Source organism: Roseomonas sp. HF4 (assembly GCF_005222755.1).
In the GTDB taxonomy this organism is placed as follows: Bacteria; Pseudomonadota; Alphaproteobacteria; order Acetobacterales; family Acetobacteraceae; genus Neoroseomonas.
Window position 1 is genome coordinate 586,081 of sequence record NZ_STGD01000001.1, and the last position, 15,634, is coordinate 601,714.

Sequence of the window (15,634 nt, forward strand, 5' to 3'; positions counted from 1 at the left end):
CGAAATTACGGAACATCCTTCCGCGATGGACGCCACCGACCGCCGGATCCTCCGCGCCCTCGCCCGCCAGGCGCGGCTGACCAATGCCGAATTGGCCGAGGAGGTGGGCCTGTCGCCCTCCCCCTGCTGGACGCGGGTTAAGCGGCTGGAGCAGTCGGGCGTGATCCAGGGCTATCACGCGGCTCTGGACCAGGCGGCGCTCGGCCTGCCGGACACCGTGTTCGTGGAAGTGATGATGGAGCGCCACGACGAGGACCACCTGAAGCGCTTCGAGGACGCCGTGACGGCCATGCCCGAGGTACTGGAATGCTGGCTCGTGACCGGCGAGTACGACTACGTCCTGAAGGCGGCCGTCGGCGGCACGGCGGGGGCCGAGCGGTTGCTGCGCGAGAAGGTCTATCGCCTGCCCGGCGTGCGCCACACGCGCACGGCCTTCACGCTGCGTTGCCTGAAGCGCGTGCTGTCCCCGGTGCCGTGAGGGGCGTCATACCGGCGGTCGCGCGGCCGCAGGCACCGCCTTGATGTCGCGCGCGGCCGCGCCACCAGTGCTGCGCGCTGATGCGTCCGGCGAAGGGCCAGGCCGTATCAGTGCGCCCGGCCGGCCTCGTCGTAATGCGCGCCGATGGTGCGGTAGGCGTTCAGCACGCCGAACAGCACCAGGCCCCAGCCGAAGATGGTGATGCCGACATCCTGCGCCGCCGCGGCCATGAACAGGCCGAGGAAGGCAAGCACGCCGTAGAACACCAGGAAGAACACGCGGGCACCGGTCATTCCGGGGTCTCCTTGCGGGGTTGGTCGTCGAACAGGATGCGGGCGGCGGCGCCGTCCAGGTCCTCGTACTGGCGCGAGCGCAGCGCCCAGAGGAAGCCCACGAGGCCGAGCAGCCCGAGGAAGAGCGAAACGGGAATGAGCAGGAGCAGGATGTCCATCGCCTAGTCCTTCGCCGCGCGCAGCGCGTTCAGCACGACGACGAGGGAGGAGGAGGCCATCACCACCGCCGCCACCAGCGGCGTGACGAGGCCGGCCACCGCCATCGGCACCGCGAAGGCATTGTAGGCGAGGGAGAAGCCGATGTTCTGCCGCGCGATCGCCTGCGCGCGCCGCGCGATGCGGATCGCCGCCGGCAGCGCCGAGAGGCCTTCGCGCTGCAGCACCAGGTCGGAGGCCGTCTGCGCGAGGTCCGTGGCGCCCGCCGGGCTGGCCGAGACATGCGCGGCGGCGAGCGCCGCGGCGTCGTTGATGCCGTCGCCCACCATCAGCGGCCGGCGGCCCTGGTCCTTCAGCGCGGCGATGCGCGCCTGCTTGGCGGCGGGGTCCGCGCCGGCGCGCCATTCGCCGATGCCGGCCTGCCAGGCGATGGCGGCGACCGCGCCCTCCCCGTCGCCCGACAGCAGTTCCGCCGGCAGGCCGAGCGAGGCCAGCGCTGCGACGGCCGCCGGCGCGTCCTCCCGCATCCGGTCGGCGAAGCGGAAGGCGACGGGCGGCTCCTCGCCCTCGCGCAGCACCAGCGCCATGCCGTCGCTCGAGGCGCCCAGGCCGCAGAAGGCCGGCGAGCCGAGCCGCGCCGCGCCGGCCTCGAGCCCCTGTCCCGGCACTTCCCGCACGCCCGGGGCGAGCGGCGCCTCGGGGCAGGCGCGCACCAGCGCCTGCGCCAGCGGATGGCGCGACGCGCGCGCGATCGAGGCCGCGCGCCGCAGCGCCGCGGGGTCCTGGCCGTCGGGCACCAGCACCGGGCGGCCTTCGGTCAGCGTGCCGGTCTTGTCGAGAACGGCGTGGTCGGCGGTCGCGAGACGTTCGAGCGCGGTGGCGGAGGTGACGAGCACGCCGCGGCGGAACAGCCCGCCCACCGCGACGACCTGCACCGCCGGGACGGCGAGCGCCAGCGCACAGGGGCAGGTGATGAGCAGCACGCAGACCGCGTTGACCAGCGCGCCCTGCCAGGGCGCTTCGAGCACGCCCCACCACAGCACGAAGGTCGCGGCCGCGATGGCATGGACCACCGGGACATAGAACCGCGAGGCGCGATCGGCGATGGCGACGAAGCGGCCGCGGGCCTGCTCCGCGCGTTCGAGCAGCCGCGCCATGGCGGCGAGCGAGCCGTCCTTCGCCGCCGCGGTGACCGTCATGGCGAAGGCGGCGCCCATGTTCACCGCGCCGGCGGGCAGCGCCTCACCGGCCGCGAAGGCGCGCGGCACGCTCTCGCCCGTGGTCGCCGCGGCGTCGAGCAGCGCCGGCCCGGCGGCGACGCCGTCGAGCCGCAGGCGTTCGCCGGCGGCGACCAGCACCTGCTCGCCCGCGGCGATGCGCCCGGCCGGCACCGCCTCGGTGCGGCCGTCGGGCAGCAGGCGCGTGGCCAGCCCGTCCTGCAGCGCCAGCAGTTCGGCGACCGACTGCCGCGCACGGCGCCGCGCCGCGCGATCGAAGACGCGCCCGGCCAGCAGCAGCGCCAGCAGCATCGTGGCGCCGTCGAACCAGGTGTAGGGGCCGTTGCGCAGGGTCTCGGACAACGACATCGCCGCCGTGGCCAGCACGCCGAGCGAGACCGCGAGGTCCATGGACGGCCGCCCCGCGCGCAGCGCCGCGACGGCCGAGCGGTAGAAGGGCATGCCCGCGACCAGCACCACCGGCAGGCCGATCAGCGCCGCCAGCCAGTGCAGCCCGTGGCGCAGCGCCGGGCCCATGTCGGTGCCGACCCAGACCGCGACCGAGATCAGCATGATGTTCATCGACCCGAAGGCCGCGATGCCGAGCGCCCGCGTCAGCGCCCGTCCCTCGGCGTCCTCGGTAGCGCGGAGGCAGGCCGGCGACCAGGGTGCCGCGCGGAAGCCGAGGCGTGCGAGCAGGCCCACGAGGTCGTTGCCGCGCGCCGCGTCCCCCCGCCAGGTGAGGGTGAGCCGGCGCGCCGAGAGCGAGGCGCGCGCCGAGAGCACGTCGGGCTCGGCCGCCAGCGCCTGCTCGACCAGCCAGACGCAGGCGCCGCAACTCAACCCCGCGACGACGAGGTCGAGGCGCTGCACGCCGTCCGGCAGCGCCTCGGCGAAGGGGGCGACGTCGAGGCCGGCCGGCGTCTCCTCCGGCCGCAGCGCGCCGGCGGCCGTCTCCCGGCGCCGGTAGAAGCCGTCGAGGCCGAGCCCGGCGACCAGGGCATGGGCGCCGGCGCAACCCGTGCAGCAGAATTCGTCCTGGCCCGGCGCCAACGGCGCCCCGCAATGCGTGCAGGCGGCGGCCGAGACCGCCGGCGATGCGGCAGGCGCGGCGCGGCCGATCACGCTCATGGGACGACGAACCTCCGCCGGATGTCGAAGGGGGTCTCGTCCGGGCCGAACAGCGTCAGGCGGGCCTCCCACTGGCCGCGCTGCGGCGGCGTGACCTCCGCGGCCCAGCGGCCGCCGCCGGTCGGCGCGAAGCGAAGCGCGATCTCGGTGCCCTCGAGCGGGCGCAGCAGCACGCCCTCGACGCGGCCGGGCACGGCGCGCCCGTCGCGGTCCGTCGCGACCACGGCAAGCCGCCCGCCGGCCAGCGTCACCTCCGCCCGCCAGCCGAGCGCATCCTGCCGGGCGGCCTCGGCCAGAACGGCGTCGTAGCCGCGCCCGCGCTCATAGGACCGCGGCACCGTCACCCCCGTGAAGGTCGTGACCGCGAACCAGACGAGCACGAGGTTCACCGCCACGACGATCGCCATGCCGCCCACGAAGGCCCAGGGAATCCAGCGGCCGCGCCGCGGGTCGTGGTCCTGCACGGTCGCGCTCATCGTCTCGGTGCCTGGAAGGTGCTCGACTGGCTCGTCGCGAGCTGACCGCCCGGCTCGAGCAGGCGAAAGGTGATCGGCGTCGATTCCGGCAGGCGCTGCCCGGGCGGCACCGTGACCAGCACGCGGTACTGCGAGATGCCGTCGGCGCGGCGCGCCAGCAGCGGCCGGCCCTCGGCGTCGTGGTCGGCGTCCTGCACGTCGAGGCGGAACCCCTCCGGCGCGCGCAGCGCCAGCACCAGGGGCGTGTCCTCCCGCCGCTTGTTCACGATGCGGACCGTGTAGCCGTTGCGGATGCCGCCGTCCGAGAGGCGGACATAGAGCGGCGCGCGGTCGCGCAACACCGTCACGTCGAGCGTCGAGCGCAGCAGGAAGGCGAGCAGCATCGCGAGCGCCACCGCCGTCAGCGCGCCCGCATACATGATGGTGCGCGGACGGATGAAGCGGGGCAGCTCGCGCGCCGCCATGCCTGCCGTCTGGCGTTCCAGCCCCGGCGCCATGCCGGCGGTCGCCGCCGCGCTGGCCGAGAGGTTCTTCAGCGTCTCGAAGGCCACGAGCCCCTTCGGCCGGCCGAGCTTCCCCATCACGCTGTCGCAGGCATCGACGCAAAGCCCGCAGCCGATGCATTCGAGCTGCTGCCCGTCGCGGATGTCGATGCCCGTCGGGCAGACATGGACGCAGGCGTAGCAGTCGACGCAGTCGCCCACATTGTCGGCCTTGGCCTTGCCGCGGGGCTCGCCGCGCCAGTCGCGATAGGTCACGACGAGCGAATTCTCGTCCAGCATCGCCGCCTGGAAGCGCGGCCAGGGGCACATGTAGGTGCAGACCTGCTCCCGCGCCCAGCCGGCCAGCAGGTAGGTGAAGCCGGCGAACAGCGCGAAGAAGAAATAGACCGTGACGCCGGCCTCGCCCGTGAAGAACTGCCGCGTGATGGTCGGCGCGTCGTTGAAGTACATGATCCAGGCGCCGCCGGTCGCGGCCGCGATCACCACCCAGACCGCATGGGTCAGCGCCTTGCGCGTCCACCAGTTCGCGTTGCGCGGTCCCTGGTCGAGCTTCATGCGCGCGTTGCGGTCGCCCTGGATCCAGCGCTCGACGAACATGAAGAGGTCCGTCCAGACCGTCTGCGGGCAGGTGAAGCCGCACCACAGCCGCCCGAACAGCGAGGAGACCGCGAACAGCGCGAAGGCGCCGAGGATGAGCGCCCCGGTCAGGAAATAGATCTCCTGCGGCCAGATCTCGATCCAGAAGAAGAACAGGCGGGCATTGGTCATGTCGACCAGCACCGCCTGGTCCGGCAGCCCCGCGCCGCGGTCCCAGCGCAGCCAGGGCACGACGTAGTAGAGCGCCAGGCAGAGCATGAGCACCGCCCACTTCACCGAGCGGACCTTGCCGAAGACGCGCTTCGGATAGACCTTCTGGCGGTCGGCGTAGAGCGCCTGCGCCTCGACCCTGGCCGGCGTCTGCAGCGGCCGGTCGGCCTTGGCGCGATGCGGGGCCTCGATGGTGCTCATGGCTGCTCCGGTCCCGGCGCGGGCCTCAGTTCACCCGGCCGAGCGACTGCACGTAGACGGTCAGCATGTTCACGACCGCCGGGTCGAGCCGCCCCTGCCAGGACGGCATCACGCCCATGCGCGGGTTGTGGATATAGGAAGCGATGGCGCGCCTGCCCTCGCCGTAGAGCCAGATCTGGTCGTTGAGGCGCGGCGCGCCGAACTCCCGGTTCCCCTCCCCGCGCTCCCCGTGGCAGGACGCGCATTGCTCGGCGAAGATGGTGGCGCCGCGGCCGGCCGCCGCCGTGTCCGTCGCGCGGCCCGTGAGCGACAGCACGTGCTCCGCCACGTCGTTGATCTGCGCGGAGGTGAGCAGCCCGTCGGCGCCGAAGCGGGGCATCATGCTCATGCGCTGCTCGTCGCTCTCGTTCGCGCGGATGCCGTGGCGGATGGTGTGCTGGATCTCCTCGAGGCTGCCGCCCCAGATCCACTCGTCGTCCGCGAGCGACGGGAAGCCGCCCACGGCGCCCTGCCCGCCCGCGCCATGGCAGGCGGCGCAGTTGTTGGCGAAGGCGATGCGCCCGCCGGCGAGCGCGAAGCCGCGCATCTCGTCGTCGGCCTGGATGGCGGCCGGCGTCGCCTCGCGCAGCCGCGCCATCATCGGCGCGTGGCGGGCCTCGGCCGCGCGGACCTCCTCCACGATCGCCTCCCGCGCGATCCAGCCGGAGGTGCCGCGCCAGAACGGCAGGGAGGGGTAGATCACCATCCACACGAGCCCGAAGACGATCGTCGCATAGAAGGTCCAGAGCCACCACTTGGGCAGCGGCGTGTTGAGTTCCTTGAGGCCGTCCCATTCGTGGCCGGTGGTCTCCTGGCCCGACAGGGTGTCCTTCTCGATCTTGGTCGGCATCCTCGGATGCTCCTCAGCGTGTGCCGTGGGCGCGACGGGCGTCGTCGTCGTCGCGCAGCGGGATGTCGGCCTGGGCCTCGAAGTGCTTCTTCTTCGAGGGCCGCATCACGAACCACAGCATCCCGAGGAAGAGCACGAAGAACCACACCACCCAGAGGGTGCGGAACAGCGGCAGGAGGTCGCTCAGCGTATCCATCGCATCCTCCTCAGGGCTGGCGCAGCTGTTCGGGCGTCACGTCGCGGAAGTCGACGAGCGTGCCGAGCATCTGCAGGTAGGCCACCAGCGCATCCATCTCGGTCACCACGGCGGGATTGCCGTCGAAGGCGGCCTGGCGGGCGCGGGCGTAGCGGCCCTGGAATGCCGCCGGATCGCTGTCCGGCGTCGCCTGGGCCACGAGATCGGCCCGCGCGTTCTGGATCATCTCATCCGTGTAGGGGACGCCAACCGCGCGCAGCGCCCGCATCCGGCCCTGGATGTCCGAGACGTCGAGCGGACGGTCGAGGAAGGCGTAGGGCGGCATGACCGATGCCGGCACCAGCGCGCGGGGGGACCGCAGGTGCGCCGCCTGCCAGTCGTCCGAATACCGGCCGCCGACGCGCGCGAGGTCGGGCCCCGTGCGCTTCGAGCCCCACTGGAAGGGATGGTCGTACATGCTCTCGGCCGCGAGCGAGAAATGCCCGTAGCGCTCGAGCTCGTCGCGGAAGGGGCGGATCATCTGGGAATGGCAGACGTAGCAGCCTTCCCGGATGTAGATGTCCCGCCCGCGCAGCTCGAGCGGCGTGTAGGGGCGCACCCCGGACACGCGCTCGATGGTGGTCTCCGCCGCAAAGAGCGGGACGATCTGTACGAGGCCGCCGATCGAGACCGTGATGAGCGTGAGCACGCCCATCAGGATCACGTTGCGCTCGATGATGCCGTGGTCGCGAAGCCAGGCGAACATGCCCATGCCCTCCCTATTCCGCCGCAACGGCGATGGCGCGGGACGGTGCGGCCTCGGGCTCCGAGGCCTCGCTGCTGGTCACCGTCTTCCACAGGTTGAAGCACATGATCAGCGCGCCGCTGAGGTAGAGCACCCCGCCCAGCGCCCGGATCACGTAGTAGGGGTGCATCGCCTCCACCGTCTCGACGAAGGAGTACTGGAGGAAGCCGAGCTCGTCGTAGGCGCGCCACATGAGCCCCTGCATGATGCCCGAGACCCACATCGCCGTGATGTAGAAGACGATGCCGAGCGTGGCCAACCAGAAGTGCCAGGCGATCAGCTTCTCGCTCCAGACCGCCTTCTTCCGCCACAGCACCGGGAACAGGTAGTAGAGCGCGCCGAAGGTGATGAAGCCGACCCAGCCCATGGCGCCCGAATGCACGTGGCCGATGGTCCAGTCGGTGTAGTGCGACAGGCCGTTCACCGCGCGGATCGACATCACCGGCCCCTCGAAGGTCGACATGCCGTAGAAGCCCACGGCCGTGACCGAGAAGCGGAGCGCCGCGTTGGTGCGCAGCTTGTCCCACGCGCCCGACAGCGTCATGAGCCCGTTGATCATGCCGCCCCAGGACGGCATCCACAGCACGACCGAGAAGACCATGCCGAGCACCTGCGCCCAGTCCGGCAGCGCGGTGTAGTGCAGGTGGTGCGGACCCGCCCAGATATAGAGGAAGATCAGCGTCCAGAAGTGCACGATGGACAGGCGGTAGGAATAGACTGGCCGGTTCGCCTGCTTCGGGATGAAGTAGTACATCATGCCGAGGAAGCCCGCGGTCAGGAAGAAGCCCACCGCGTTGTGGCCGTACCACCACTGGATCATCGCGCTCTGCACGCCGGCCGGCGCCGAGTAGGAGGCCGAGGAGCCGAGGCTGATCGGGATCGAGATGTTGTTCCCGATGTGCAGCATGGCGATGGTGATGATGAAGGCGAGGTAGAACCAGTTCGCCACGTAGATGTGCGGCTCCTCGCGCTTCATCAGCGTGCCGCCGAAGACCACCAGGTAGGCGACCCAGACGATGGTCAGCCAGAGGTCCACGTACCATTCGGGCTCGGCGTATTCCTTGCCCTGCGTGATGCCGAGCACATAGCCGAGCGCCGCCATGACGATGACGAACTGGTAGCCCCAGAACAGGAACCACCCCGCATCGTCGCCCCCGAACAGCCGTGCGCGGCAGGTCCGCTGCACGATGAACAGGCTGGTGCCGAGCAGCGCATTGCCGCCGAAGGCGAAGATCACCGCGCTCGTGTGGAGCGGGCGCAACCGCCCGAAGGTCGTCCATTCGAGGTCGAGGTTCAGCAACGGGAAGGCCAGCTGAAGGGCGATGACCACGCCCACCAGGAAGCCGACCACGCCCCAGAAGGCGGTGATGATGGCGAAGGCGCGCACCGGCGCCTCGACATAGGCCACCTCCCCCGCCCTCGATGCCTGCCCCGGAGCCAGGGCGGCGGTTGCCGTTGCTGCTGCCACGACCGATCTCTCCCACGCCGGCGGCGGGGCGCGATTCGCCCTGCCCGCCATGCCGGGCAAGGAACCCTGGCGGCACCGTTCCGTCCTTGATCCGGATCAAGTCTTCCGCGCTGCAACACGATAGGCTGCAGCCGGAATCGCGGCCGAAGCGTCGCGCTCACAGGGAACGCCTGCCATGCCAAGCGATGCGGAAGCCGCGCCCCATGCGCCCGTCACCATCCGGGCCGTGACCCCCGACCGCCCCTGGGCGTGGGTCACCGCCGGCTGGCGCGACCTGATGGCCAATCCGCAGATCGGCTTCTTCTATGGTGCCGCCCTGACGGTGGCGGGGTGGGTGCTGGCGCTGCTGTTGCTCTGGACTCAGACGGCCTGGGCCATCCTGCCGGCCTCGGCCGGGTTCTTCATGGTGGCGCCGCTGCTGGCCGCCGGCCTCTATGAAGCGTCGCGCCTGCGAGAGGAAGGCCTGCCCGTCACCTTCGCGGCGTGCCTCGGGGGCTTCAGCCGGAACGGCGGGCAGCTTGCCTTCATGGGCGTCGTGCTGCTGGTGCTGCACCTGTTCTGGGTGCGGGTCGCCGCGCTGATCTTCATGCTGATGTTCGGCATCAACTTCGCGCCGTCGCTCGAAGCGCTGCCGATGGCCATGCTGCGGTCCGACATGCTGCTGCCCTTCCTGATCGTGGGCACCGGCGCGGGCGCGGTGCTGGCCACCGCAGCCTTCGCGATCTCGGCGGTCTCGATCCCGATGCTCGTCGACAAGCCGCAGATGACGGCGATCGAGGCGATCATCGTCTCGATCCGGGCGGTGATCGCCAACCCCGGCGCGATGGTGTTCTGGGCGGGCCTCATCGTCGTCTTCACGGCCTTCGCGCTGACGCCCTTCTTCCTCGGGCTCGCGCTCGTCATCCCGCTGGTCGGGCACGCGACCTGGCACGCCTACCGCGACCTCGTGTCCTGAAGCATCGCGCGGCCCGCCGTCACGCGGCCACGCGCACCGCCATCGCCGCCAGCACGATCCCGTTGATCGCAAAGAGCACCGCGCCCGCGGCCCGCATCCCGGGCCCCGCGCGCCGGCCGAAGAAGCGCCCGACCAGCGCGACGCCCACCAGTGCCGGCACCGTCCCCGCCACGAAGGCCGCCATGGCCATCGCCCCGCCGAGCGCCGAGCCGGTCGCCGCCGCCCCCGCCACCGCCCCGTAGAGCAGGCCGCAGGGCAATGCGGAGAGCATGAGCCCGAGCATCACGCCGCGCAGGCCCGTCGGCGCCGCGACCAGGCGGCCCAGGCGACGTTCCAGCGCGGCCGGCAGGCGGGGCGCCGGCAGCCGGGGCAGCAGCGCCGCGACGCGCGAGGATGCCTGCGCGAACATCAGCAGCGCCGCCAGCGCGAGCAGCGCCGCAAGGAGGAAGCGGAACCCGCTGCCGAGCGCGACGATCCCGGCCAGCCCGCCCGCCAGCGCGCCGAGCGCGCCGTAGCCCAGCATCCGCCCGAGGTGATACGGCGCCAGCGCCGCGCCCGAGAGCCGCGCGAGCGCGCCCCCGCCGGCCGCGCGGTCCGCCACCGCCGCCGCCTGCGCCAGCACGAAGGGCCCGCACATCCCGGCGCAATGCGTGGCGCCGCCCGCCAGGCCCGCCAGGAACAGCGCCGCCATCACCGCGGGCAGGCCGCCGGGGCCGAGCGCGGTGAGGTCGTGCAGGCAATTCGCCAGGAACTCCATGCGCGTCTTCTACCATGCGCGCGACGCATCGGCTTGCGGCGCCGCAAGGCCTCGTCAGCCGGCGCGCAAGGCCGTAAACGGCAGGGGTCATGCGACCGCTCGCGATCACCATGGGAGAACCCGCCGGCATCGGCGCCGAGATCGCCGCCGGCGCCTGGGCGGCGCTGCGCGGCACCGGCCCGTGCTTCTTCCTGATCGACGACGCGACACGCCCCTTCGCCGCGCCGGTCCGCGTCATCGCCGCGCCGGAGGAAGCCGAGGCCGCCTTCCCGGACGCGCTGCCCGTGCTGCACCGCCCGCTGCCCCGCGCGCCCGTGCCGGGCACGCCGGATGCCGCGAACGCGCCCGCCGTCATCGCCGCCATCGCCGAGGCCGTGGACCTCTGCAAGGCGCGCCGCGGCGCCGGCGTCGTGACCAACCCGATCCAGAAGGCGACGCTGACGGCCGCCGGCTTCCGCCATCCGGGCCACACGGAATACCTGGGCGAGATCGCGGGCACCGGCGTCCCGCCGGTGATGATGCTGGCCTGCCCGGAGCTGCGCGTCGTGCCGGTCACGGTGCACGAGCCGCTGGCGCGCGCCATCGCCCGCCTGACACCGGGGCTGATCGCGGGGACGGCGCGCATCGCCGCGCGCGCGCTCCGCGAGGAATTCGGCATCGCGCATCCGCGGCTCGCCGTCGCTGGCCTCAACCCCCATGCCGGTGAAGCCGGCACCATGGGGCGCGAGGACATCGAGATCGTCGCCCCCGCCGTGGCCATGCTGCGGGCGGAGGGCATCGACGCGCGCGGCCCGCTGCCGCCGGACACGATGTTCACCGCCCTCGCGCGGCCGACCTACGACGCGGCGATCGGCCTCTATCACGACCAGGTGCTGATCCCGATCAAGACGCTCGACATGGCGGGCGGCGTGAACGTCACGCTCGGCCTGTCGATCGTGCGCACCAGCCCGGACCACGGCACCGCGCTCGACATCGCAGGCACCGGGCGGGCCGATCCGTCCTCGCTCATCGCGGCCATCCGCCTCGCGGCGGAGCTCGCCCGCGCCAGGGGTTTCGCATGACGCATCTCGACCTGTCCGTGAACGTCGACCACGTGGCGACGCTGCGCAACGCGCGCGGCGGCACCTTCCCCTGCCCGGTCGAGGCCGCGCGCGTCGCGGTCGAGGCCGGCGCGGACGGCGTCACGGTCCACCTGCGGGAAGACCGCCGGCACATCCGCGATGCCGATGTCGAGCGCATCCGCGCCGAGGTCGCAGCCCCGCTCAACTTCGAGATGGCCGCGACCGAGGAGATGGTCGCCTTCGCCGAACGCATCCGCCCGCCCTATTGCTGCATCGTGCCCGAGAAGCGCGCGGAGCTGACCACTGAGGGCGGGCTCGACGTACTGCGCGCCGGCTCGTTCCTGGCCGAGGCCATCGCGCGGCTGCGCGCGGCCGAGGTGCGCGTGTCGATCTTCATCGAGGCCGACCCGGCGCAGATCGAGGCCGCCGCCAGGCTCGGCGCGCTCGCGATCGAACTGCACACCGGCACCTATGCCGAGGGGCCGGTCGCGAACCGCCCGGCGCAGCTCGCGCGCCTCAAGGCCGGCGCAGCGGCGTCCAGGGCGGCGGGGCTGCTCTGCCATGCCGGCCACGGGCTGACCTACGAGACCGTCGGCCCGATCGCCGCGATGCCGGAGGTGACGGAGGTCTCGATCGGCCACTTCCTGGTCTCGCAGAGCGTCTTCGAGGGCCTGCCCGCCGTCGTGCGCCGCTTCCGCGCGCTGATCGACGCGGCGCGCGCAGCCTAGGGCGGCGCACGCCACGGGGCAGGCATCCTCGCCCCCGCCGTCCCTCGGTTCCCGCCGGGGTCGCGACCCCGGCCGTCCGGCGTCAGCCGCCGAGGCGCCGCCGATAGAGCGCGACCAGCCTTTCCCAGTGGCGTTCCGCGGCCTGCTTGTCGAAGCACCAGCGCTGCGGGAAGGCGAAGCCGTGGTGTACGGCGGGATGGATCTCGACCTCGCCCGCCGCGCCCGAGGCCGCGAACAGCCGGCGCAGCTCCTCGACCATCGGCAGCGGCGCCAGCTCGTCGTGCTCGGCGCAGGAGATGTAGAGCTCGGCCCGCCCCTGGCCGAGCGTGAGATGCGGGCTTTCCTCGGCGTCGCTGACCAGCCAGGTGCCGTAGAAGGACGCCGCGGCCGCGATCCGCCCCGGATAGCGCGCGGCGGCCGCCAGCGCGTAGGGGCCGCTCATGCAGTAGCCATGGGCGCCGACCGGCCCGGGCGCCGCGATGCCGGTCCGGTCCAGGAAGCCCAGCATCGCCGCGACATCCGCCATCACCGGCGGGATCGTCATATTCGTGCGGATCGCGCGCATGCGGTCGCGCTCCGGGTCGCCCTGGACCAGCACGCCCGGGCCGAACTTCGTGTCGCGGCCCGCGCGGTAATAGAGGTTCGGCAGCAGCACGCAGTAGCCCGAGGTGGCCAGGCGCCGCGCCATGTCGTGCAGTTCCTCGCGGATGCCGGGCGCGTCCATCAGCATCAGCACCGCGGGCGCCGGCACGCCGCGCTCCGGGCGGACGACGAAGGTCTCCATGGCACCGTCGCGCGTCGGGATGTCCTCGGTGGCCTCGATCATCGGTCGGTCCCTCTTGCCCGCGGGACGGTAGCCGCCGCCTGGACGGATGGCGATGGGCGCGGGAACATCGGGCATCCGACCAGGAGGACGCGCCATGAAGCTCGCCTATTCGCCCAACAGCCCCTACGTCCGGAAATGCCATGCCGTCGCGATCAAGCGCGGCATCGAGGACCGGCTCGACCTCTGGTCCGTGCCGACGACCGATCCCGACCTCGCCGCCGTGAACCCGCTGTCCAAGGTGCCGACGCTGCTGATCGAGGACGGCCAGGCGCTCTACGACAGCCCGGTGATCTGCGAATACCTCGACAGCGTGGGCGACGCGCCGCGCGTCATCCCGGCCGAGGGCCCGGCACGCTGGCGCGCGCTGACGCTGGCCGCCCTCGGCGACGGCATCCTGGACGCGACGCAGCCCCGCCGGCGGGAAGTCGCGCTGCCGCAGGACGAGGGGCGGACCAGCTACATCATCCAGCAGCAGGCCAAGGTCACGCGCGCCCTCGACGTGCTGGAGAAGGAAGCGGACAGCCTCGGGGACCTCGACACCATCGGCGAGATCACGGTCGGCTGCGCCCTCGGCTACCTCGACTTCCGCTACCCGCACGAGCCCTGGCGGCCCGGCCATCCGAAGCTCGAGGCCTGGTACGCGCGCGTCTCGGCGCTGCCGCCGCTGGCGCGCACCGTGCCGCCGGGCTGAGAGACTGCGCGAGGATGCGCCCCCGAGCGCATCCTCGCCCCCGGCGCCGGGCGGCTCCCCGATCCTGGATGCCGTCGGCGGGGGGCGGGTGGCGGCCCGGGCCCGGGCCGTTTCCGCCGCCGCGAAAAACGCACTAGCCTCCGCCCAACGAACCCGGAGGAACGACCATGCGCCGTGCCCTGCTCGCCGCCGCCGCGGCGGCGCTGCTCGCCCTGCCTGCCGCCGCGCAGGATCGCAGCATCCGCGTCATCTCCGGCTTCGCGCCCGGCGGCGCGGGGGACCTCATGGCCCGCCTCATCGCCGAATACGTGCCGCCGCAGATGGGCGCGCGCGGCGTGGTCGAGAACCGCACCGGCGCCAATGGCCTGATCGGCGCCGAGGTGGTGGCGCGCTCCGCCCCCGACGGCAATACCGTGCTGCAATGCCCGATGGGCAGCATGACGATCACGCCGAACCTGCCCGGCGCCGCCCTGCCCGTCGACCCGCGCACCGAGATGACGGGGGTCGCGAACGTCGCGCTGTCCACCTACGCGCTGGTCGTCGCGGCGCGCGGGCCGCACCGGGACGTGCCGGGGCTGCTCGCCGCGGCGCGGGCGCGGCCGGGCGGGCTGACCTATGCCTCGGCCGGGGTCGGCTCGGCGCAGCACCTGTCGGTCGAACTGCTGAAGGCGCGCGCGGGGCTCGACATCGTGCACGTGCCCTATCGCGGCGCCGCCGTCGCGGTGATCGACATCCTGGGCGGGCGCACCGACTTCATGATCACGAACCTCGGCGACATCATGCGCCAGGTGACGGGGGGCGAGTTGCGCATCCTGGCCATGGGGGACGATGCGGGCTCGCCGCTGTTCCCGGACGTGCGGCCGATCTCGGCCTTCGTCCCCGGGCTGCAGATGGCCGGCTGGTTCGGCATCTGTGGTCCGCGCGGCATGGGGGAGGAAGCGCTGGCGCGCTGGAGCGAGGCGACGCGCCGCGCGCTCGAGAATCCCACCTTCCGCGAACGCCTGCTCGCCAACGGCCTGACGCCGAACTTCGAGGACACGCGAACCTTCAACGCGCGCATCGCGTCCGACCTGCGGTCCTGGGGCGAGGTGATCCGCGCCGCGGGCGTGCGGGGCGACTGAGGTGCCGCGCATCGCCGCCTTCACCAAGAACGGCGTCAACCCGAACTACCAGGCCTTCCTGCGCGGCGTGGAGCGCGCCGCGGAAGCCGGCGGCGCGGCCGCGACGCGCCACTTCCCCGCGACGCCCGACGATCCCGCCGAGCAGGTCGCACTGCTGCGCCGGGTGGTCGCGGAACGGCCGGACGCCATCCTGTTCGCGCCCGCCGACGACCGCCTGCTGGAGGCCCCGGTCGCCGAGGCGATCGCGACCGGCATCCCCTTCGTGGGCTTCGTCAACCGCATGGCGGGCGGCTTCGTGTCCTTCGTCGGCGCCGACGACGAGGACATGGGCCGCCGCTGCGCCGCCTTCATGATCGACGCGCTGGGCGGCCAGGGCGATCTGGTGCTCATCGAGGGGCCCGACAGCGCGCCCACCAGCCGCGACCGCGGCCGCGGCTTCCGCGCGGCGATCGCCGCGGCGCCCGGCATCCGCCTGCTCGGCACCGCACCGGGGCGCTACCTGCGCGAGCCCGGCCGCGCGGCGATGGCCGCGTTGCTCGCGCAGCACGCGCGCATCGACGGCGTGATCTGCACCAACGATTTGATGGCGCTGGGCGCCCTCGACGCGCTGGACGACGCCGGGCGCACCGCGCTCGTCGCCGGCAACAACGGCACGATCGAGGCGGCGGAGCAGATCGCGACGGGCCGGCTGCTCGCCTCCATGGACTATGACGGGCAGCGCATGGGCGCCGTCGCCGCCATGGCGGCGCTGCGCCACCTGCAGGGCCTGCCCGTACCGCGCGAGATCCTGCTGCCCGCGGCCGTCATCCACCGGGGCAACCACGCCGCCTGGCTCACGCCGATCGAGGCACGTCCCCTGCCCCGCTGGCAGGACGTCGTCGGCGACTGACGCAAGA

General features: G+C 72.8%; 18 protein-coding genes. 7 read left to right on the forward strand and 11 right to left on the reverse strand.

The features are described from left to right. Positions 1–25: 25 nt before the first annotated feature. On the forward strand, positions 26–478 hold the full coding sequence (locus tag E8M80_RS02800) for an Lrp/AsnC family transcriptional regulator (protein ID WP_137124112.1): 453 nt from the start codon (positions 26–28) through the stop codon (positions 476–478). 107 nt (positions 479–585) lie between these two features. Here the strand turns inward: E8M80_RS02800 and E8M80_RS02805 are convergent, their stop codons facing one another. From E8M80_RS02805 to ccoN, 9 genes are read right to left on the reverse strand one after another with little or no spacing between them, the layout of a single operon-like run. After that, complete coding sequence (locus E8M80_RS02805; RefSeq protein ID WP_137124113.1) at positions 586–771, reverse strand: hypothetical protein; 186 nt, start codon at positions 769–771, stop codon at positions 586–588. Beyond that, a complete protein-coding gene (ccoS, locus tag E8M80_RS02810; protein ID WP_137124114.1) occupies positions 768–929 on the reverse strand; it encodes a cbb3-type cytochrome oxidase assembly protein CcoS in 162 nt (53 codons plus the stop codon). Before ccoS ends, E8M80_RS02805 begins: the two co-directional genes overlap by 4 nt. 3 nt (positions 930–932) lie before the next feature. Beyond that, entirely contained in the window at positions 933–3,275 is a 2,343-nt protein-coding gene (locus E8M80_RS02815; protein WP_137124115.1) for a heavy metal translocating P-type ATPase, read from the reverse strand. Beyond that, positions 3,272–3,751, reverse strand: coding sequence for a FixH family protein (locus tag E8M80_RS02820; RefSeq protein ID WP_137124116.1), 480 nt, complete (start codon positions 3,749–3,751; stop codon positions 3,272–3,274). The genes E8M80_RS02815 and E8M80_RS02820 overlap by 4 nt, the downstream gene beginning before the upstream one ends. Continuing rightward, positions 3,748–5,262, reverse strand: coding sequence for a cytochrome c oxidase accessory protein CcoG (gene ccoG / locus E8M80_RS02825; protein ID WP_137124117.1), 1,515 nt, complete (start codon positions 5,260–5,262; stop codon positions 3,748–3,750). Before ccoG ends, E8M80_RS02820 begins: the two co-directional genes overlap by 4 nt. 25 nt (positions 5,263–5,287) lie before the next feature. Then, complete coding sequence (ccoP, locus tag E8M80_RS02830; protein ID WP_137124118.1) at positions 5,288–6,151, reverse strand: cytochrome-c oxidase, cbb3-type subunit III; 864 nt, start codon at positions 6,149–6,151, stop codon at positions 5,288–5,290. Positions 6,152–6,164: 13 nt separating this feature from the next. Next, positions 6,165–6,347, reverse strand: a complete 183-nt coding sequence (locus E8M80_RS02835) for a cbb3-type cytochrome c oxidase subunit 3 (protein ID WP_240789855.1) — start codon at positions 6,345–6,347, stop codon at positions 6,165–6,167. A 10-nt stretch (positions 6,348–6,357) separates the two neighbouring features. Next, positions 6,358–7,092: a cytochrome-c oxidase, cbb3-type subunit II gene (gene ccoO, locus E8M80_RS02840; RefSeq protein ID WP_137124119.1), complete on the reverse strand. Its 735-nt coding sequence runs from the start codon at positions 7,090–7,092 to the stop codon at positions 6,358–6,360. Positions 7,093–7,105: 13 nt separating this feature from the next. Beyond that, entirely contained in the window at positions 7,106–8,599 is a 1,494-nt protein-coding gene (gene ccoN, locus E8M80_RS02845) for a cytochrome-c oxidase, cbb3-type subunit I (protein WP_370287152.1), read from the reverse strand. Between the two features lie 175 nt (positions 8,600–8,774). Here ccoN and E8M80_RS02850 point away from each other — a divergent pair, with 175 nt between their 5' ends. Further along, positions 8,775–9,554: a DUF2189 domain-containing protein gene (locus E8M80_RS02850; protein ID WP_137124121.1), complete on the forward strand. Its 780-nt coding sequence runs from the start codon at positions 8,775–8,777 to the stop codon at positions 9,552–9,554. A gap of 19 nt (positions 9,555–9,573) precedes the next feature. On the opposite strand, the gene E8M80_RS02855 is transcribed toward E8M80_RS02850, so the two are convergent. Continuing rightward, positions 9,574–10,311 (reverse strand): sulfite exporter TauE/SafE family protein, encoded by a 738-nt coding sequence (locus E8M80_RS02855; RefSeq protein ID WP_137124122.1) that lies wholly within the window; start codon positions 10,309–10,311, stop codon positions 9,574–9,576. 89 nt (positions 10,312–10,400) lie between these two features. Here E8M80_RS02855 and pdxA point away from each other — a divergent pair, with 89 nt between their 5' ends. Continuing rightward, complete coding sequence (gene pdxA / locus E8M80_RS02860; protein ID WP_137124123.1) at positions 10,401–11,372, forward strand: 4-hydroxythreonine-4-phosphate dehydrogenase PdxA; 972 nt, start codon at positions 10,401–10,403, stop codon at positions 11,370–11,372. After that, positions 11,369–12,100, forward strand: coding sequence for a pyridoxine 5'-phosphate synthase (locus E8M80_RS02865; RefSeq protein WP_137124124.1), 732 nt, complete (start codon positions 11,369–11,371; stop codon positions 12,098–12,100). Before pdxA ends, E8M80_RS02865 begins: the two co-directional genes overlap by 4 nt. A gap of 82 nt (positions 12,101–12,182) precedes the next feature. On the opposite strand, the gene E8M80_RS02870 is transcribed toward E8M80_RS02865, so the two are convergent. Then, positions 12,183–12,926 carry a dienelactone hydrolase family protein gene (locus E8M80_RS02870; protein ID WP_137124125.1) on the reverse strand — a complete coding sequence of 248 codons (744 nt, stop codon included), beginning with the start codon at positions 12,924–12,926 and terminating at the stop codon, positions 12,183–12,185. Positions 12,927–13,020: 94 nt separating this feature from the next. On the opposite strand from E8M80_RS02870, the gene E8M80_RS02875 reads away from it, so the two are divergent. The 3 genes from E8M80_RS02875 (at position 13,021) to E8M80_RS02885 (ending at position 15,627) form a co-directional block, all read left to right on the forward strand. Then, positions 13,021–13,617: a glutathione S-transferase N-terminal domain-containing protein gene (locus E8M80_RS02875; protein WP_137124126.1), complete on the forward strand. Its 597-nt coding sequence runs from the start codon at positions 13,021–13,023 to the stop codon at positions 13,615–13,617. Between the two features lie 167 nt (positions 13,618–13,784). Beyond that, the gene (locus tag E8M80_RS02880) at positions 13,785–14,738 is read left to right on the forward strand and encodes a tripartite tricarboxylate transporter substrate binding protein (RefSeq protein ID WP_137124127.1); all 954 of its coding nucleotides are present in this window, start codon (positions 13,785–13,787) and stop codon (positions 14,736–14,738) included. 1 nt (position 14,739) lies between these two features. Beyond that, positions 14,740–15,627, forward strand: coding sequence for a sugar ABC transporter substrate-binding protein (locus E8M80_RS02885; RefSeq protein WP_137124128.1), 888 nt, complete (start codon positions 14,740–14,742; stop codon positions 15,625–15,627). Positions 15,628–15,634: the final 7 nt, after the last annotated feature.